At 26.1% G+C, this 19,950-nt stretch carries 19 protein-coding genes and 3 tRNA genes; 11 read left to right on the top strand and 11 right to left on the bottom strand.

The genetic code is table 11. The features are described from left to right. Window positions 1-9 precede the first annotated feature (9 nt). Entirely contained in the window at window positions 10-1,413 is a 1,404-nt protein-coding gene (locus AELL_RS13100; RefSeq protein WP_306461044.1) for a cobyric acid synthase, read from the top strand. On the opposite strand, the gene AELL_RS13095 is transcribed toward AELL_RS13100, so the two are convergent. Beyond that, window positions 1,410-2,828, bottom strand: a complete 1,419-nt coding sequence (locus tag AELL_RS13095; RefSeq protein ID WP_118918376.1) for an SDR family oxidoreductase — start codon at window positions 2,826-2,828, stop codon at window positions 1,410-1,412. The genes AELL_RS13100 and AELL_RS13095 overlap by 4 nt on opposite strands. Before the next feature lie 92 nt (window positions 2,829-2,920). On the opposite strand from AELL_RS13095, the gene cbiB reads away from it, so the two are divergent. After that, on the top strand, window positions 2,921-3,811 hold the full coding sequence (cbiB, locus tag AELL_RS13090) for an adenosylcobinamide-phosphate synthase CbiB (protein WP_118918375.1): 891 nt from the start codon (window positions 2,921-2,923) through the stop codon (window positions 3,809-3,811). Next, on the top strand, window positions 3,808-4,227 hold the full coding sequence (locus tag AELL_RS13085; RefSeq protein ID WP_118918374.1) for a hypothetical protein: 420 nt from the start codon (window positions 3,808-3,810) through the stop codon (window positions 4,225-4,227). Before cbiB ends, AELL_RS13085 begins: the two co-directional genes overlap by 4 nt. A 7-nt stretch (window positions 4,228-4,234) precedes the next feature. Here the strand turns inward: AELL_RS13085 and AELL_RS13080 are convergent, their stop codons facing one another. The 4 genes from AELL_RS13080 to ilvD form a co-directional block, all read right to left on the bottom strand. Continuing rightward, window positions 4,235-5,458, bottom strand: coding sequence for an ArsS family sensor histidine kinase (locus AELL_RS13080; protein WP_118918373.1), 1,224 nt, complete (start codon window positions 5,456-5,458; stop codon window positions 4,235-4,237). Continuing rightward, a complete protein-coding gene (locus AELL_RS13075) occupies window positions 5,455-6,132 on the bottom strand; it encodes a response regulator transcription factor (protein WP_226806040.1) in 678 nt (225 codons plus the stop codon). Before AELL_RS13075 ends, AELL_RS13080 begins: the two co-directional genes overlap by 4 nt. Before the next feature lie 11 nt (window positions 6,133-6,143). Further along, window positions 6,144-7,565, bottom strand: coding sequence for a Do family serine endopeptidase (locus AELL_RS13070; RefSeq protein ID WP_118918371.1), 1,422 nt, complete (start codon window positions 7,563-7,565; stop codon window positions 6,144-6,146). Window positions 7,566-7,680: 115 nt separating this feature from the next. Next, entirely contained in the window at window positions 7,681-9,369 is a 1,689-nt protein-coding gene (ilvD, locus tag AELL_RS13065) for a dihydroxy-acid dehydratase (protein ID WP_118918370.1), read from the bottom strand. A 190-nt stretch (window positions 9,370-9,559) separates the two neighbouring features. Here ilvD and AELL_RS13060 point away from each other — a divergent pair. From AELL_RS13060 to AELL_RS14340, 5 genes are all read left to right on the top strand, one after another. Next, window positions 9,560-9,646: transfer RNA gene (locus AELL_RS13060), tRNA-Leu, on the top strand. 12 nt (window positions 9,647-9,658) lie between these two features. After that, window positions 9,659-9,747: transfer RNA gene (locus tag AELL_RS13055), tRNA-Ser, on the top strand. A 64-nt stretch (window positions 9,748-9,811) separates the two neighbouring features. Then, a tRNA-Cys gene (locus AELL_RS13050) sits at window positions 9,812-9,887 on the top strand. Between the two features lie 183 nt (window positions 9,888-10,070). Then, complete coding sequence (locus tag AELL_RS13045) at window positions 10,071-11,963, top strand: sensor histidine kinase (RefSeq protein WP_118918369.1); 1,893 nt, start codon at window positions 10,071-10,073, stop codon at window positions 11,961-11,963. A gap of 93 nt (window positions 11,964-12,056) precedes the next feature. After that, on the top strand, window positions 12,057-12,242 hold the full coding sequence (locus AELL_RS14340; protein WP_192941200.1) for a hypothetical protein: 186 nt from the start codon (window positions 12,057-12,059) through the stop codon (window positions 12,240-12,242). Between the two features lie 39 nt (window positions 12,243-12,281). On the opposite strand, the gene AELL_RS13035 is transcribed toward AELL_RS14340, so the two are convergent. The 4 genes from AELL_RS13035 to AELL_RS13020 are packed head-to-tail and all read right to left on the bottom strand — an operon-like array spanning window position 12,282 to window position 15,297. Then, complete coding sequence (locus tag AELL_RS13035) at window positions 12,282-13,250, bottom strand: hypothetical protein (RefSeq protein ID WP_118918368.1); 969 nt, start codon at window positions 13,248-13,250, stop codon at window positions 12,282-12,284. Further along, a complete protein-coding gene (locus AELL_RS13030) occupies window positions 13,243-13,914 on the bottom strand; it encodes an ABC transporter ATP-binding protein (RefSeq protein ID WP_118918367.1) in 672 nt (223 codons plus the stop codon). The genes AELL_RS13035 and AELL_RS13030 overlap by 8 nt, the downstream gene beginning before the upstream one ends. Beyond that, a complete protein-coding gene (locus AELL_RS13025; protein WP_118918366.1) occupies window positions 13,911-15,089 on the bottom strand; it encodes an ABC transporter permease in 1,179 nt (392 codons plus the stop codon). The genes AELL_RS13030 and AELL_RS13025 overlap by 4 nt, the downstream gene beginning before the upstream one ends. After that, entirely contained in the window at window positions 15,079-15,297 is a 219-nt protein-coding gene (locus tag AELL_RS13020; protein WP_118918365.1) for a hypothetical protein, read from the bottom strand. The genes AELL_RS13025 and AELL_RS13020 overlap by 11 nt, the downstream gene beginning before the upstream one ends. A 250-nt stretch (window positions 15,298-15,547) precedes the next feature. On the opposite strand from AELL_RS13020, the gene dksA reads away from it, so the two are divergent. Both dksA and AELL_RS13010 read left to right on the top strand, forming a co-directional pair. After that, a complete protein-coding gene (gene dksA / locus AELL_RS13015) occupies window positions 15,548-15,919 on the top strand; it encodes an RNA polymerase-binding protein DksA (RefSeq protein WP_118918364.1) in 372 nt (123 codons plus the stop codon). After that, window positions 15,916-16,914, top strand: a complete 999-nt coding sequence (locus AELL_RS13010) for a tRNA pseudouridine(13) synthase TruD (protein WP_118918363.1) — start codon at window positions 15,916-15,918, stop codon at window positions 16,912-16,914. Before dksA ends, AELL_RS13010 begins: the two co-directional genes overlap by 4 nt. A gap of 49 nt (window positions 16,915-16,963) precedes the next feature. On the opposite strand, the gene AELL_RS13005 is transcribed toward AELL_RS13010, so the two are convergent. Both AELL_RS13005 and AELL_RS13000 read right to left on the bottom strand, forming a co-directional pair. Next, on the bottom strand, window positions 16,964-17,947 hold the full coding sequence (locus AELL_RS13005; protein WP_118918362.1) for a hypothetical protein: 984 nt from the start codon (window positions 17,945-17,947) through the stop codon (window positions 16,964-16,966). 9 nt (window positions 17,948-17,956) lie between these two features. Further along, window positions 17,957-18,535: a hypothetical protein gene (locus AELL_RS13000; protein WP_118918361.1), complete on the bottom strand. Its 579-nt coding sequence runs from the start codon at window positions 18,533-18,535 to the stop codon at window positions 17,957-17,959. A 114-nt stretch (window positions 18,536-18,649) separates the two neighbouring features. On the opposite strand from AELL_RS13000, the gene AELL_RS12995 reads away from it, so the two are divergent. Then, window positions 18,650-19,945 (top strand): S41 family peptidase, encoded by a 1,296-nt coding sequence (locus tag AELL_RS12995; protein ID WP_118918360.1) that lies wholly within the window; start codon window positions 18,650-18,652, stop codon window positions 19,943-19,945. Window positions 19,946-19,950: the final 5 nt, after the last annotated feature.

Here is a 19,950-nt window from a genome sequence, read left to right as displayed (position 1 = left end):
GAAAAAATGATGAATAAAAAACTTCATAATATCTCAATCTTCGGCACAAGTAGTGATGCTGGAAAATCCACAATAACTTTTGTAATAGCAAAAATACTTCAAGATTTAGGTGTCAGCGTTGCACCATTTAAAGCTCAAAATGTATCAAATAACTCTCATGTTTGTGATGATGGAAGTGAGATTGCTATTGCTCAATATTTTCAAGCTGAGGTTTTAGGTGTAAAAACTTCATATCATCTAAATCCAGTTTTATTAAAATCTGGTCGTGGAAGTTCTGCTTCACTTATAGTTGAAGGAAAAGTTGTAACCAATAAAGATGTTAGGGAATATTATAGGGATTTAGATTTACTAAAGCCAGCTGTAAAGCGATGTTTTGATTATTTGGATGCAAAATATGATTGTGTTGTTTGTGAGGGTGCTGGAAGTCCCGTAGAGTTAAATCTTATGGATAAGGATTTATCTAATATTTTTATAGCTACAGAATATAACACAAAAATCATTTTAGTGGCAGACATAGAAAAAGGTGGAGTTTTTGCTTCTATTTGGGGAGTTTATAATCTTTTACCAGAAAAGTTACGAAAAAATGTAATAGGTGTAATTGTAAATAAATTTAGAGGTGATTTAACACTTTTTGATGAAGGAATAAGAATAATAGAAGAGGAGTTTAAAATTCCAGTTTTAGGAGTGTTGCCATATTTACCTTTTAATCTTGGATTTGAAGATAGTGCATCTTTAAAAAACTTTGTTCAACAACCACGAAATAAAAAACTTGATATTGCAGTGATTGCTTATCCATATATGAGTAATTACAACGATTTTGAGCCTTTGATTGCAGATGATGAGGTTTTTGTAGAGTTTGTTAGTTCAAATATTTCACTTGAAAAGTTTGATTTAGTGATTTTGCCAGGAAGTAAACTTGTAATCAAAGATTTAAAGTGGCTAAAAGAGAGTGGACTTTTTGAACAAATAAAAAACTACGAAAAAGATATTTGTGCCATTTGTGGTGGATATGAAATGATGTTTGAAAATCTTGAAGATAAATACTCTTTGGAAAATGAAGAAGCCATCAAAGAAGAGGGTTTTGCTTTAATTGATGATGTGATAACTTTTGAAAAAGAGAAAATCTTAGAGAAAAAAACTTATGACTTATTTGGTGAAAAAATAGAAGGTTTTGAAATACACCACGGAATGTGCCAAAATTATCCTTTATCTTTTGAAAAACAAAATTTCAAAGGAACTTTTGTACATCAAATTTTTGATAATAATGAGTTTAGAACAAAATATTTTAAATCAATAAAAGCTGATTATATAGGTTTTGACTTTCAAGAGTACAAAAAACAAACGGTAGACAATTTCATCTCTACTTTAAAAGCAAAGTTAGATGTAGAACACTTAATAAAAAGCATAAGCTAAAGAGCTTTTGCCTTTTTGATTATACTTTTTATCATATTGTTAAATACAAAATAGTGTAGGGGAACTAACGCATACCAGTATAATCTTCCCAAAACACCTTTTGGATAAAAATATGCTGATTGGATTAGTTTATTATCTTTGATTTTAAACTCAAGCCAAGCTTCCCCAGGAACTTTCATTTGAGCATAAAGTAAAAGCCTTTCATCTTTTTTTAAATCCACAACTTTCCAAAAATCTAAACAATCACTAATTCTTAAATCACATTGGCTTCTTCTTCCTCGTTTTAGTCCAACTCCACCAATCAATTTATCAATAATTCCTCTTAATTCCCATAAAAAATCAAAGTCAAACCAACCATTTTCACCACCAATTCCTATAAATGATTGATAAACTTTTGAAGCTTCTAAATTTGAAATATCTACTTCTTTTCTATCGATAAATACAGCTTTTGAGATTTCATTTTGAGCATTTTTCTCCCAAACACCATCTCCTTTGTCATTCCATCTGCTGATTACTTGATTCTCTTCTATCTCTTTTATAGCGTTTTTTACAGCTTCTTCATAAGAGATTGGTGTTATGTTTGGAAAATATTTTTTTGCGTGATCATTTTGAATTATTACCTCTGATTTAAGTCCTTCGATTAAAGCTTTTGCAACGGTAAAAGGAACAGGAGTAAAAAGATTTAACCAATATGAAGAGAGATTTATACTCATAAAAGGCAAGGTAATCAAATATCTTTTTAATCCCAAAACTTTTGCAGTTTTTAACATCATATTTTTATAACTTAGTTGTTCACTTCCAATATCAACAATCAAATTTTCTTTTTCATTCAAATACAAACCATTGTGTAGGTAGGATAAAACATCACTTACAGCGATTGGTTGAGCTTTTGTATTTACCCATTTTGGAGTTGTCATAATAGGAAGTTTTTCTGTTAAGTTTCTAATAATCTCAAAACTTGCACTTCCAGAACCTATTATTACACCAGCTCTAAACCAAATAGTTTGTACATTTTTATTTGAACTTAAAATTTCGCCAGTTTCTATACGGCTTAATAAATGTTCACTTGTATTTTCATTTTTAACACCAAGTCCACCAAGATAAATGATTCTTTTTACCCCACATAAAGCAGCCACATCCAAAAAGTTTTGAGCTGAAATTTTATCTAGGTCTTTATAGTTTTCATTACTTAAAGAGTGAATCAAATAATAAGCAACTTCCACATTTTTTAGGGCTTCTTTTAAAGATTCTTTATTAAATGTATCCCCTTCAATAATCTCTATTTTTTTATCTATAGATGAAACACTTTTTTTATTTCTAACAAGAAGTTTTAACTCTATATTTTCATCATTTAAAAGTATCTGTTTTAATCTTCTTCCAATATATCCAGTTGAGCCTGTTAGTAGTACTTTCATTTTGGACTCCTTTTAATAAAGTAATGATACTATTGCAACTTATAAATTATATCATTAAAAAAGAATTTAAAAATAGGGAATTTGTCATTTCGATGTTTTATGAAGTAGCTTTAATCGCATATATTATTGATAGAGTTTTTGGTGAGTTTGAAGATTTGAAATTTTTCAAACATCCTATTATTTTAATGGGAAACTATATCTCTTGGTTTCAAAATAAATTTTATAAAGACTCTATTTTTAGAGGAATTTTACTTACAAGCTCACTTTTAGTTATAGTTTTTTTTATCTCATATATTTTATCTTTGTTTGATAATGTTTTAGTTCAAGGTTTTTTAGCATCATTTACAATATCATCAAAAATGCTTTATGATAGTGTGAAAGAGGTGATTTCAAGTGAAAATTTAGAGATAAAAAGAGAAAAGATTTCTATGTTAGTTAGTAGGGATACTTCAAATCTAACTAATAGTGAAGTAAATAAAGCAGCCGTTGAAACTTATGGAGAAAACCTAAGTGATGGAGTTATTGCACCACTTTTTTATCTTTTATGTTTTGGAATAGTTGGAGCTTTTGTTTATAAAGCTATAAATACCCTTGATTCTATGGTTGGATATAGAAATGAAAAATATGAAAAATTTGGTAAATTTTCTGCAAGACTTGATGATGTGGCAAACTTTATTCCATCAAGAATAACTGCAATTTTAATTTCAATTCTATTTTTTAGCCTAAAAGCACTTTTAAAATTTAGAGAATTTGGGGAAAAACATGAAAGTATCAATGCTGGATTTCCAATATCAGCAATGGCACTAGCTATAAATGTTAAACTTGGTGGACCAACTTCATATTTTGGAAAAATAAAAAATAAACCATTTTTTGGAGATGGCAAAGAAAATATTGAAAATGAAGATGTTTTAAAGGCTTTAAGTCTTAGAAATCGTTTAGATATATTTATAATAATTGTATTAATTTTAGGAGTTTATATATGACTTATGAAGAGTGGTTTTTAAAACAAGGAGAACTACACGCAAATGTAATGAAAAAATTAACAGATAAATCAGTTGATGAAATAATAGAGTATTTTAGATTTGAAAATATGGTAAAAAATGAACCAGATTTTTGTCCACTTTATAAAGATAATAAAAAATGCCACGATATGGAAGATTTAAACTGTTATTTATGTGCCTGTCCAAACTTTAGATTTAAAGATGAGGGATTTGAAAAAGTTGAAGATAAAACTTTGTACTCAAAATGTAATATAAATTCAAGGGATGGAAGTCAATATGTGGGTGAAAATTATATTCATCAAAACTGTTCAGGCTGTATTGTTCCACATAGAGAAAAATATATCAAAAAGAATTTTAGTAGAAATTGGTTTGAAGTTATGAAAGATGTAAGAAGTTAAGAAATAACTACTTTGTCATATTTATGATAAAGTAGTTTTTCCCGTCTTCATATTTATATTCAAGTTTAAATCCATGTAAACTTACTATTGTTTTTACAATATAAAGTCCTAATCCAAAACCATCACTTCTTTTTTCCTCTTGTGAAAAAGCTTCTGTATAGTATGAAAGTTCATTTTTCAAAGGCTCACCTAAAGAGATAATTTCAATATGTTTTTTATTTGCATTGATTATTGCTTTTTTATTTGTTGAAAATTTTATTGCGTTATCAATTAAGTTTTTTAATGCAATTGACATCATATAAATATCAACATTGAATTTAAAATCTCTTATTTTAGCTGTTATATTTTCAGGATTTATCATCATAATTTCTAAAGTTTTTGAATAAATATTGAAAAAATTTGTTTCCTCTTTATAAATCATTGTATTTTTAGAAGTTAATTTCTCAACAGTTGCTAACTCTTTGATAATATCATCCATTCTTTTAAATGCTCTTTGAAGGTTTTCTCTTGTTTTGTCATCTTCTAAAGTTTCAGCAATAAACATAGCTTTTGTAATTGGAGTTTTTAATTCATGCATCATATTTCGCATAAACAAATCTTTTGATTTAGATTGATTATTTATAATATTTATTGCTTCATTAAAATTTCTAGCAATTGTTCCAATTTCATCATTACTTGTATAATTTAGTTTTATATCTTTTTTACCAGCTGAAAATTCTATAATTTGTTTATTTAGTGTATTTAAAGGTCTTAATTTTCTTTTTAAAATTTCATATAAAAATAAGAATGTAAATAAAGATATAGCAAATCCAACGATTATAAAAGCCATACTATAATTGTGATTTGCAGAATCTTTTAACATCAAGTTATATCCATATTGTTGAACATAAATATAGTATGTATCATTATATTTGTAAACTCTATAAGTTCCAAGATAATTTTGAGTGATTGTTAATTCTTGAGCATTTTTGATAATCTCTAATTTTTTGTCCCTATCTTCAACAGGCATAACTTGAAACTTTTTATATAAAGCTATTAAAGATTCAATTGTTGGCTGATTTTGGAATGAACTTAAAAAATTTTCTGCAATTAGTTCATATCTATTTTGAAGTGAAAGTTCATGTTTTTGTTTATCATAATTGATAAACATAGCAAAAGTTATAAAAATAGAGATAAATGCTAATGTAAATATGATATTTACAAAAGTAGAAATAGAGATATTTTTTATCATATTAACTGATATCCAATACCTCTTACTGATTTAATATGAGTTTCACTATCATCTATTTTAGATAGTTTTGTTCTAATTCTTGAAATAATTACATCGATATTTTTAAGTGAAGAATCATCTTCTATATTATCACTTGCATAAATAAAATCTTCCCTTGCTACTACTCCGTGATTTCTTTGAATTAGTAGTTTTAAAATATCATATTCTGCTAATGTAAGAGTTAATGCAACACCTTTAAAAAATATTTGCATATCACTCTCTTTCACTTCAAATAAAGAGTTTTGCTCTGTTTTTTTAGATTCATCTTTTGATTCAACTCTTTTTAGAATAGTTTTTATTCTAGCTTGTAGTTCTCTTGGATTGTAAGGTTTTGGAAGATAATCATCTGCACCTCTTTCTAATCCCATAACTTTATCTAAAATATCATCTCGCGCTGAACTAATGATAATTGGAATATCAGATTTTTCTCTTATTTTTGGAATTAACTCTAAACCATCAATTTCAGGAAGAGTTAAATCAAGAATAATAAGTTGATAATCTTTATGTACATTAAGCATTGATAGTCCATTGTAAGGACTATCTGTGTTAATAACTTCTATGTCAAATGATTTTAAATAATCAGTGATGATTTGAGCTAATTCTAAATCATCCTCTATCATAAGTACTTTTATTATGGCTTATCCTTTTATTGAATTACAAACATAATTGTTTGTCCATATCTATTTACATAAACTCTTTTATATTTGTTATTATATCTTTTTAATGCCGTTTCGATATTTGTAAAATTTTTAATTTCTACATCTTCTATTTGAATTATCACATCTCCTGCTTGGAAACCAACTTTTTCTGCTTTAGATTTTGGTTCCACATCAGAAATTAAAATTCCTGTTGTATCACTTGATAATCTAAATTGTTTTTGTGTTTCTGCATCAATTTGACTAAGTTTTAAACCACCTAAGAAAGTATTATTGTCTGATTGAATTTGTACTAAACTTGTTCTATCTCCTAGAACAATATTAAGTGACATATCTTTCCCGTCTCTTTCTAAATCTATTTTGATTTTTTCATCAGGTTTAAATGATGCAATTGTGTTTTGTAAAGAGCTTCTATCTTTTATTTCTTTTCCATTTATTGCATAAATTAAGTCACCTCTTTTTAGTCCATATTTAGCAGCAGGAGTTTCAGAAGATATATCTAAAATTAGCGCACCTTCTTTTCTTTTATAAACTTTTGATAATTCACTATCCATATCAGCAATAGCAACACCTAAATATCCTCTTGTTACTTTTCCATCTGCAACAAGTTTTTCAACAACATCTTTTACCATTGCTACTGGAATTGCAAATCCAATACCATTATTTCCACCACTTTTTGAAATAATAGCTGTGTTTATACCTATTAATGCACCTCTACTATCAACCAATGCCCCACCAGAATTTCCAGGATTTATAGAAGCATCAGTTTGAATATAGTTTTCATATCTATTTATCCCAACTTTATTTTTATTTAGTGCTGAGATAATACCTTGTGTAACTGTACTTCCTATTCCAAATGGATTTCCAATTGCAAAAATAACATCACCAACTAATAAACTATTTGAATCTCCTAATTTTATAGGATTAAGTGATACATTTGATTCAATTTTTATAACAGCAATATCACTATCAGCATCACGACCAATAAGTTTTGCGTTATATTCAGTAGTATCATCACCAATTGTTACAGTGATCTCTTCAGCATTTTCAATAACATGATTATTTGTAACGATGTAACCATCTTTTGAAACAATCACCCCTGAACCTAAAGATCTTTGAACTCTATTTTGTTTTAATTGGTTACCAAATTGGTCTCCAAAAAATCTTTTGAAAAATGGATCATTAAACATTTGAAGAGGTAAAGTTTCTAAACTTGTATCAACATGTCTTTTAGCAGAAATATTAACAATTGAATTTACAGAATTTTTAATACTACTATTAAATGACAAAATTTCATTTGTTGAATTTGGAGCAACTCTTACAGGATTTTTATCCATCATCTCAAAATCTATTGTTTTTGCAAATAGTTGAGTCGCAAGTATTGTAGAAATTATTAAAAGTTTTTTCTTCACTTTTATATCCTTTTTAGATTTTATTATTTTGACATTTTAAAGTATAAGAGTAAACTATTTTCCAATAAATAGTTAATAAAGAGTTAATTAAAATAGAGCAAAAGCCCTATTTTAATTATAAATCAGTTTTTAGAACAGCTCCGCTACTTGCATTTGTAACAAGTGCTCTATATTGTCCTAACCAAGAAGAGTTAAGAGGTTTTTTAAGTGGAACAAACTCATCTCTTCTTTGTGCAATTTCTTCAAATGTAAGATTTACACTTAAGATATATTGGTCAACATCGATATGAATTTCATCGCCATCTCTTAATAATCCAATCATTCCACCCTCAGCAGCTTCTGGTGAAACGTGACCGATACTTGCCCCTCTTGTAGCTCCAGAGAATCTTCCATCAGTAATAAGTGCAACTTTATCTCCAAGTCCCATTCCCATGATAAGTGAAGTTGGTGCCAACATCTCTTGCATTCCAGGACCACCTTTTGGACCTTCATATCTGATAACAACAACATCACCAGCTTTTACTTTACCACTTACAATTCCTTTGATAGCTTCAGGTTGTCCATCAAAACATACAGCTTTTCCTGTGAAAACTCTTGAACCAGTAATTCCAGCAGTTTTAATAACAGCACCTTGTTCTGCTAAGTTACCATAAAGAATCGCTAATCCACCAACTTGTGAATAAGGATTATCAATAGTATGAATAATATTTGTATCTTTAATATATGCATCTTTGATTTTTTCTAATACAGTTTCACCAGAGATTGTAAGGTTATCTAATAAAATATCATCACCTCTTTTTGTCATCTCTTTCATAACTGCATTTACACCACCAGCTTTGTTAATATCTTCCATATGAACAGTTGATAAAGATGGAGAAATTTTTGCAATATGAGAAACTCTTTTAGAAATTTTATTAATATCTTCAAGATTAAAGTTTACATTTGCTTCTTTTGCAATTGCTAACATATGTAAAACTGTATTTGAACTTCCACCCATTGCCATATCTACAGCAAAAGCATTTTTAACTGCATTTTCATTTAAAATATTTTTTAATTTATATTGTTCTCTAGCTTGTGCATCAAGTGCAATTTCACAAATTCTTCTAGCTGCTTTTCTATATAACTCTTCTCTTTCAGGAGTTAAAGCTAAAATAGTTCCATTTCCAGGAAGTGCAATTCCCATTGCTTCCATAAGTGTATTCATAGAGTTAGCTGTAAACATTCCTGAACAAGAACCACCACTTGGACATGCATTACATTCGATATCTTTTAACTCTTCATCACTCATTTGTCCAGCTTCATGTTTTCCAACAGCTTCAAATGCAGTAGCTAAGTCAATAGGAGTTCCATCTTTTGTGTAACCTTTTTCCATTGGACCACCACTTACAAAAATTGTTGGAACATTTACTCTTAAAGCACCCATAATCATACCTGGTACGATTTTATCACAGTTTGGAATAGCAATCATTGCATCAAGTTTATGTGCATTCATAACTGTTTCAATAGAGTTTGCAATTAATTCTCTTGAAGGAAGAGAAAATAACATCCCATCATGTCCCATTGCAATTCCATCATCTACTCCAATAGTATTAAACTCAAAAGGTACACAACCATTTGCTTTAATCTCTGCTTTTATAATATCTGATACTTTATCTAGGAAAAAATGTCCTGGAATTAATTCAATAAAAGAGTTTGCAACTCCAATAAATGGTTTATCAAAGTCTTCGTCTTTAAGTCCTGTTGCTCTTAATAATGATCTATGAGGTGTTCTATCAAATCCTTTTTTTACTTCATCACTTCTCAATGTATTATCCTTTAAATATGCGTAATTTATATGGCTAGATTATACATTTATTGCTGTTCATTTTTTATTAAATAGAATAAATATTTAGAAATTTACAATTTTTCTCAAAAAACTCTTGACAAAAAGAAAAAAAGCTATTATAATTCCAGTCCAATTTGAGTGAAAGACTTAAATTGTCTTACCTATAAAAGCGAGTGTGGCGGAACAGGTAGACGCGTTGGACTTAAAATCCAATTCCCGTTTGGGAGTATCGGTTCGATTCCGATCATTCGCACCATTATTAATGAGTAGAGAGTTGACAGAGTTGGTCGATTGTACCGGTTTTGAAAACCGGCGAGGTTCACGCCTCCGAGGGTTCGAATCCCTTGCTCTCTGCCATTTTTTAAACTTAAATCATTTAACTTTTTATCATTATTTGATTTAAATTATCCAATATTTTGTTGGAGGTATAGCAAAGCTGGTAATGCCTCGGATTGCAAATCCGACATGCGTTGGTTCGAGTCCGACTACCTCCTCCACTTTTCAATCTAAACTAACCCCAGAAAATAAATACTTTTAAAGCTTTTACTATAACTACACATTATTTATTTTTTACATTAAAATTCTTTTTCTCAATAATAAATTTTATATGTATATTGTTATTTATCTTTTATAAATAATGATTTGTTCGCTATAATCATATTCTACGAAAAAGGGAACAAATGGTATTTGAAAATGAAAAAAAGCTATTAAGAATTATAAAATATACTCCTACAATTTTTGTTCTTACAATTACAATTTTTGTTTTAACTGCATCTTTTTGGGATAATAAAAAGAAATTTGAAAAAGATAAAGAAAAAATTCGTTTAGAATATATTCAAAAAAATGAAGAACTTATTAAACAAAGGGTTTATGAAGTTTATGATTATATTAAAAGAGAACAAGAATATACAGAATTAGAATTAAGAAAAACTTTAAAAGAAGCAATTGATACAGCTTATAATATATCAAATACAATTTACCAAAATAATTTAGATAAAAGTAAAGATGAAATCAAAAAATTAGTTATTGATGCTTTAAGAAATGTAAGATTTAATAGTGGTAGAGGTTACTATTTTATATATGAAAACAGCGGAAAAAATATTTTATTACCACATAATAGAGAGCTAGAAGGAAAAAGTTTTTGGAATCATCAAGATGCAAAAGGTTCATATATAATAAGAGATATGACAAATCTTTTATCTAAAAATGACGAAGCATTTTACGAATGGTATTGGTACAATCCAACAAAGCCAGATGTGCAAAGAAAAAAAATTGGATTAGTTAAAAATCTTCCTCAATTTGATTGGTTTATTGGTACAGGTGAATATTTAGAAGATTTTGAAAAAGAAGTTCAAGAGAGAGTTTTAAGAAATATAAGAGAAATAAGATTTGGAAATAATGGATATATATTTATTATTAATTATGATTCAATATATTTAAGTCACATAAGAAAAGAGTTTATAGGACAAAATGCAATAAAAAATAATGATACTGTTGAAATAAAAAAAGTTATTGAAGATTTAATTGAAATATCTAAGAAAGGTGAAGGATCTTATACATATATTCAAAATAAAAAGCCAGATAATGAACAATCTATTAAAAAAATAAGTTTTGTAAAAGGTCTGAATAATTGGTCTTGGATGATTGGAACAGGATTTTATGAAGATGATATGCAAAGAGCTATTAATGATAAAAAAGAAGAATTAAATCAAGAATTTAGAGATTATCTTTTTAAAACGATAATATTTACATGTTTTTTAATCTTATTTTTACTGATAATATCTATTTATTTTTCAAAAATTTTACAAGAAAAATTTAAAAAATATCAAAATGAAAGAACTAAACAACAAAATATTATAGCTCAACAAGCAAAAATGGCTGCAATGGGTGAAATGATTGGAAATATTGCTCATCAATGGAGACAACCTTTATCTTCTATATCCACATCAGCAACAGGAATGAAGTTACAAAAAGAGTTAAATATTTTAGAAGATAAGTTTTTAATTGAAGGATTAGAACAAATAAACAACTCAGTACAATATTTATCAACAACAATTGATGATTTTAGAAACTTTTATAAACCAGATAAAAATAAAAAAGAGTTTAGAATTTTAGAAACAATAAATAAAGTTATAAATTTAGTTGATTTACAATTTAGGTCTAACGGAATAACAATAATAAAAAATGGTCAAGATGTAAAAATAAACTCTTTTGAAAATGAGTTAATTCAAGTATTGATTAATATTTTAAATAACGCAAGAGATGAACTTATCAAAAAAGATAAAGATTATGAAAAATTAATTTTTATTGATGTTTTAAAAAAACAAAAAAATCTTTTAATACAGATTAAAGATAATGCAGGAGGAATTTCTAAAAATATTATTACTAGAATATTTGAACCTTATTTTACAACAAAAAATCAATCTCAAGGTACTGGAATAGGTCTTTATATGAGTAGAGAAATAATTAATAAAAGTATGAATGGCGAAATAAATACTAAAAATGTAACTTTTGAGTATGAAGGAAAAAGTTATGAAGGTGCTTTATTTGAAATAATAATTCCAATTGATTAATAAAAGCTATTTCACACAATTCTTCCACAATAGTTTTGATATTATTCCACATTGTTTTTGAGGAAACAAAAAATTCAAAAAAGGACGCAATCCATGAAAAAAATTTTATTAGGAACAGTTGTAGCAGTAGCTTTATTAACAGGTTGTACAGAAGAGAAAAAAGCACCTGAAACTAAAACAGAAGTAACTACAACAGAAACTAAAACTGAAGCAACAACTCCTGCGCAAGAAACTCAAAAAGAAGAGACAGCACCAGCTGCTCAAACTGAAAATAAATAATTTATATTTTTTAAATCTGTGCTTTTTTAGCACAGATTTTTATAAAAAAACTCCATTAACTAAATAATATCTAATCACATAAAAAGAACATAAAAATACAAAAAGAGTATTAAATATCAAAGAGTATTTATATGTATAAGCTAAATCTTTATTAATAAAATTTTTTAAAATAAAACTAGAAACACCAAAAAAAGTTCCTAAAAATAGTGTTCCCCAAATAAAATATCCAATAAAATAATACTCCCTTTGAAGCATACAAAAAGGGCATTGATGAGTTGGAAGTTGATAAATGTAAGTTGAGAAAAAGTAAGTTACAGCATAATAACCAATATATAAAAACATAAAATTTATTATTAGATTTAGGAAAGATGATTTTTGTAAACTTAAAATAGTTGTTAAAATATATAAGAGATAAAAAACAATCAAAAGATTAGAAATTGATAAATCAAAAGGAATTTTACTTCCAGTATTATTAACTCCAAATATTACAGAACAACACATAACAGGCTCTTTTGTAGAAATATTCTCTAAAAATGAGAAATCTAAAAAAAGTTCAATAATAGATAAAATAAAAATAAAAATATATAAAAAGTATTTTTTCTTTGTAAATGGATATGTTTTTTCTTTTAAATCTAAAGAGTTTATTATCAACCAAACACCAATAAAAAACAATATCAAAATTTTTAAAGTTAGATTTATTTGACCAAATTCATTTGCTCCAACAATTCCAGCTGCACACATAGCACCTGGAACAATATTTGATAAATTATCTAAAGTATATGCAAAATAAGGAAATAAAACTATTTTTACAATTAGTGTAAAACTAATGATTAAAATTACTAAATAAGAGGTTTTTTCGAGTTTATATTGTTTGTTTGTAGTTTTGTTAAAATCCCAATTTTTTATAATAGAGAGTGAAAAATAAAAAGCAATACTTAATAAAATAAAAAGAATAATTTGAACAAATAAAAATATAATGATTTCATTTGATAATAAAATACTACTCACAAATCATTCCATTTTTTATGTTTATAACTTTATCAACAAAATCAAGATTATCAAAAATTGGGTCATGAGTTGCAACAATTATCGTTTTATTTAGTTTTTTTAACTCTTTTAGATTTTCAATAAATTTGATTGAATTATCAAAATCAAGATTTGCAGTTGGTTCATCACAAAGAATAATATCAGGATTATTTACAATTGCTCTTGCAATTGCACATCTTTGTTTTTCTCCACCTGAAAGATTTGATACTAATTCATCTTTTTTATGTGAAATATTTGCTATTTCTAAAGCTTTTAAAACTTTTTCATCTATCTCTTTTTGAGAAAATCCAAGAGGAATCAAAGGAATTGAAACATTGTCTTTTACACTTAATTCATTGAATAGATTATATGATTGGAAAATAAATCCTAGTTTTTTTGCTCTAAAATTAGAGCTATGTAAATCTGGAAGTTTTGCAACACTTTCATCATCAATAATAATTTCACCACTTGTTGGTTTTTCCATAGTTGCAATAAGTGATAAAAGAGTTGATTTTCCACTTCCACTAATACCTTTTAAAATTACGCAAGTTGAAGTTTCTATTTTTAAATTTATATCTTTTAGCGCATAAAACTCTTTTTTACTATTTTCGTAAAATATTTTATTTAGATTTTTTATTTCTATCATTTCATACTCTTTGTTGAATCAATAATTGCAACTTTCCAAACAGGAATTAAAATAGCACTTAAAAAAGGAATCATAAAAAATAAAAATAGGGTGATTAAACTACTTATTTCAATATTTGAAGATATTATAAAATCATTTTGAATATTTGAAAAACCTATAAAAATATTTTTTAGAATAGGAGCATTTAAAATGAATATAAAAATATAAGCCAAAATAACTCCAATAATAAATGCCATAAAACCAACTATAAAATTTTCCATAATTTTAAGTTTGATAATATCTTTTATACTCCAACCAACAGCTTTTAAAATACCAATTTCTCTTTTATCAGTTGAACTTATCATTGAGTATCTTTGGTATAAAATCAAAATAAAAGTAAATAAAACAACAATAAATAAAATTAAAAATATTCCGCCTTTATAGTTGAACATATTTTCATACATCTTTTTTAATTCATCTTTTTGTAAAACTCTTATATTTGAATGCTTTAATAATATTTGTTCTTTTACATTTTGTCTTTCTAAATTATTTGGAACGTTTAAAATAATATCTGTGGCTTCATCTTCATTTATGTTTAATATTTTTTTTGCAAGATTTATATCCATAATTATCAAATCATTTGCAACTATGTTTGCCTCTTTTGGCAAATCTTTGAAGATTTTTATAGTCTCTAAATTATTGTTTTGAAGTTTAAAATCATAAAAATCAAAATAGTGATATTTATCAAAGATTTTTTTTACTCCATTTCCTATAATCATCGAGTTTGTCTCTAAAAATTCAGAGATATTTAAAATATTTAGAAGTTCTTTTATATTTTTATTTATGTTTTCTTCAAACAAATCAACACCAACAATTGTAAAATAGATATTTTCTGGCATAAAATAATAGTATCCATAAACTCTTTGTTGAATCTGTTTTACACCATTAATTGAAGAAAAATCATCAATCCATAAAGTAGGAATATTTTCAATTTTTCCACTATTTATTTTTTGTATTATAAAATCACTTTGATTTTCTAAAGTAGAATTTACCTCTTTTTGTAAAGAGTTTTTTAAAAATAAAATTGATGATGTTAAAAAAACTATTAATATAGAAATTATAAAAATTGCTAAATGTTTTGATTTATGTTTACTTAAAAGTAAAAATAAGAAATTAAAAAAAACACTATTTTTCATATACAAAATCCAAATAATTTATTTGTATAGAAAGTGGATAAAGATTTGTTGAATAATCTTTATACTCTTTTATTCTAGCTTCAAAAATATTATTTGAATAAGCAAGATTAGGAAGTTTTGTAATATTTGTAATTTTTGATGAATAATCAACTCTTTTATTTAAACTTGGATGAATAAAAACAAAAAATAAAAATATTGATATAAACATTGATATAAAAGAAATATAAATTTTTGATAAAGTAGTGATAATAAACTCCTTTTGTTAAAAAATATTGTAGCAATTTTAAGTTAATTAACTGTTAAAGATAAATCAATAAAATTTATAAAATATATATTTTTTTGTGATTTTTAATATTATTTAATTTATTTAAAACTCCTTGAAATAGGGGCTTAAGCCTTATTTAATAAATTATATATAATAAAAAGTATATAATTGCGCGAATATTTAAGGAGAGAGTATGCCAAATAAAAATCAAATCGATGAGTTAAAAGAGATATTACTTGGAAGAAAAGAGAATATTTTAACGAACATTCAAAATAGTAGATCAAATATTGATCAACTTAAAGAACAAGATATTAATGATGAGTTAGATTATGCTGAACTTGTTAGTGATTCTTTCACTGAAGGAATGATTGCAAATCATCAATTAGATGAATTAAATCAAATTGAAGAAGCACTTAAAAAAATATCTGCTGGAACTTATGGTATTTGTGATATGTGTGGAGTTACTATTCCTTTAGGAAGATTAAAAGCGAAACCATTTGCAAAGTTTTGTACAGAGTGTAGAACTGTTTACGAACAAGAAGCTGGGAAAAGAGCAAAAAATTGATAAAAAGATTTTATCCTTTAAACGATAAAACTTTAGATTTTAAATTTATCCAAAATGAAGAAGATTTTATAGTTGAAGAACAACCTATAAAATTTTCTTTAAGTGGTAGTTTTCTAGTTTTAAAAATAAAAAAAACAAATTGTGATACATGGGAACTAATCGATAGATTAGCAAAATTCCTTGGTATTTACTCAAATGAGATAGGTTATGCTGGTTTAAAAGATAAAAGGGCAACAACTACTCAATATATTTCAATTCCTAAAAAATATTCAAAAGAGATAAAACTTTTTAAAAATAAAAAAATAGAAATACTTGAAACATATTTACATAATCAAAAGCTAAATATAGGCGATTTAGAAGGTAATAGATTTAAAATCAATCTACATAATGTAGAAGTTCCTGATATAAATCACATTCAAAAGATTATAAAAGTTATTACTAAAAATGGAATGCCAAACTATTTTGGTTATCAAAGATTTGGTAAAGATGTTATGGAAAATCTTGATAAAGCAAAATCAGTAATTTATGGTGAAGAGATTATAAAAGATAGAAAATTAGCAAAAATGTTAATCTCTGCTTATCAAAGTAGTTTTTTTAATGCTTGGTTAGTAGAAAGACTTAAATTAGATGAAAATGAATTTAAGTTACTTGATGGAGATATTTTTATGGATTTAGAAAAAGATAAATTATTTACTCCAAAAGTTATAACAGAAAAAATAACAAAAGATTTTAAAGATTCTAAAATTGTTCCAACTGGTTTACTTCCAGGAAGAAAAGTTTTTAAATCAATTGGTGAAGCTTTAAAAATAGAAGAAAAATATGATGATTTATATATCCAAGAAAAGGGTTATAGAAGAGAAGCTATAGTTTTTCCTAAAGATATCTCTTGTAAATATGATGCTTCAAAAAAAGTATGTAGTTTAGATTTTATTTTACCAAAAGGTTCATACGCAACTGTATTAGTGGAATTTTTAGCTAATAGAAATTTTTCTTAATAAAGATTATGGAAGTTTGAATCTAATCAAACTTCCATAAAAGATTTTTTTATGGAAGAGTTATATATTTTGAGTTGTAGTATATTCTATTGCCAATTGCAATCATTCTTTCTTCATTATCAAAACTGAAATCATAAACTGCATCTTGTTTAAAATCACTACTTACATTGATTAAAAACCCTTGAGATTCAACTGCATATAAAGAGTCTGTAAAAGCTAAAGCATGAATTTTTGCATATTTATATTTTTTCTTTGCAACTTCTTCTAGATTTGCTGTTAATTTAATTAATTGACCATCGATAGTTGCAATATAAACATTTTCTTTATTCACAATAATATCTCTTAAATCATACTCTTTTGATAAAACTTCTTTTGGAGAAATAGAAACAATTTTATTTGGAGTTGCAACAATTAATGTTTGACTACTTTCTATTACATTTAAAGAAATAATATTATTAAATTCATTATCTGGGTCAACAGCTATGTTTTTAACTGATTCATTATTAAGTGCAGAAACAATAATAACTTTTCCATTTAGTGTTGGAAATAAAATAAGATTACCCATAAAATATGGATTTGCAATTCTTGTATCATTTGCTAATGATATTGGTAAATACTCTTTAAATAGAGTTTTATCGTTATTCATATCAATTAATTCAATTGTATTATTTGAGTAAACAACAGCCAATTTACCATTTTTTATAGTTGCAGCAACAACTACATCTTTAACTTTTTTCTCTTGATTTCCAATTAATAATTTATCTATGTAATTAGTTGCAATTATTTTTCCATCATCAGTTAGATTTATAAAATCAAAACCTTCTGGTAACTCAAACTCCGATATACCATTTTTTGTGATAATTCTATTATCTTCTAGTGTAGCACCAATTTTATTCATAGATTTGATTGATGAAGACATTGACTCTTTGTTTAATTCTATATTGCTACTTACATCTTCTGGTTCATAATATTTTTTACTAGAACAAGCTGTAAATAAAAGTAGCGCTGATAATGAAATCAATAAATGTTTCATGTTTTTTCCTTATTTTGTAAGTAAATAGTGATTTAATAAATTTGCTAATTCATATGCTTTTGAAGTTTGTGGAATTTTGTTTAATGAAGTTTTTGCTTCTTCATATTTTCCTTCATTAACTAAAATTAATGCTTTATTAAATATTGCAAATTCTTTTATCAAAAAATCATTTTGTAGCGATAAATTATCTAATTTTTCAATATTGTTACTATGTGTTGCAAGTTGAAATTCTAATAACTCTTTTAACATTGGAATATCAATTTGTGCTGATTTATTCTCTTTTTTTGCATCTAAAAATAAAGCAATTTCATAAAGTTTTTGATTATTGTTTTTTAATATTTCTAAAGCATTTTTATCACCATTATTAAAATAATTGTTAAGAGCAACATTTGCTTCAAATTTATTTGCATTATCAATATTTTTTTTGATAATGATACCAATTGACCCAACAATAATTATAACTATAAATGCAAAGATTAATGTTTTATATTTTTTAAAAAATCTTTCACCTTTCACGAAATTTTCGAGAAATTTCTCTTCGTTACTTAGTTCATTTTTTACATAATTAACATCTTCTTTTATACTCATTTTAATGACCTTTTTCTAAAGTAGTTGATATGGTACAAGATTTTTAATAAAATCTTACTTTTATAAACTTTTTTGTATAATTTTTTTCTATAAATTTTAAAGGTTATTAAAAAAATGAATAGAATAATATTAGCTTCCACAATTGCATTAATCTTATCACAATCTCTTTTCTCAAAAGAGGAAGTTGTTCAAACTGAACAAAGTAGGTTTGAGTCTTTATCTAAATTAACAAAAGTTATAGGAACTGTTGAAAAATATTACGTTGATGATATTAAACTTCAAGAAATAGTTGACAAAGCATTAAAAGGTTTAATGCAAGAGTTAGACGCACATTCAAGTTATCTTGACAAAAAAGCCTCAAAAGAGATGAGTATTCAAACAAAAGGTGAGTTTGGTGGTTTAGGAATCACTGTTGGTATGAGAGATGGTGCTTTAACTGTTATCTCTCCAATTGATGATACTCCAGCATTTAAAGCAGGAATCAAATCAGGTGATATTATTTTAAAAATTAATGATACATCAACGATTGGTATGACTTTAGATGAAGCTGTAAATATAATGAGAGGTGAGCCTAAAACAGATATTGTTGTAACTGTTGTTAGAAAAGGTGAATTAAAACCACTTGAAATAAAAATGAAAAGAGATATTATAAAAATACAATCAGTTTTCGCTAAGAAAATAGAAAAAGAAGATGTGATGTATTTAAGAGTTTCAAGTTTTGATACAAAAGTTACAGAAGATTTAGAAAAAATAATAGCTGAAAACAAAAATGTTAAAGGGTTTATTTTAGATTTAAGAAATAATCCAGGTGGTTTATTAAATCAAGCAATTGGTGTTGTTGATCTATTTGTTGATAAAGGTGTTATTGTTTCTCAAAAAGGAAGAAGTGCTGAAGATGAAGAAAAATTTGAAGCATCAAGTTTTAACACAAAAACAAAATTACCTTTAGTTGTAATTGTAAATGAAGGTTCAGCATCTGCTTCTGAAATCGTAAGTGGTTCTTTACAAGATCATAAACGAGCAGTAGTTGTTGGAGAAAAAACATTTGGAAAAGGTTCAGTTCAAGCAGTACTTCCAATAGATAATGAAAGAAGTGAAAATATTAAATTAACAATTGCAAAATATTATTTACCAAGTGGAAGAACTATTCAAGCAACAGGTGTAACTCCTGATATTATAGTAGCAGCTGGAAAAGTAACTCAAAGTGATGATAATGCACTAAAAATAAAAGAAGCAGATTTGAAAAAACATCTTGAAGGAGAACTTGAAAAAGTAGATGATGTAAAAAAAGAAGAAAAAATCATAAATGATGAAACTAAAAAAACAATTACAGGTGAAGATTTACTAGAAGATAATCAATTGAATACTTCATTGGCAATCTTGAAAAGTTTAATAATAATGAATAAATAATAGGA

Source organism: Arcobacter ellisii (assembly GCF_003544915.1).
Taxonomy (GTDB): domain Bacteria; phylum Campylobacterota; class Campylobacteria; order Campylobacterales; family Arcobacteraceae; genus Aliarcobacter; species Aliarcobacter ellisii.
The sequence above is the reverse complement of the archived record's forward strand: the minus strand, read 5'-3'. Positions and strand labels throughout refer to the sequence as shown.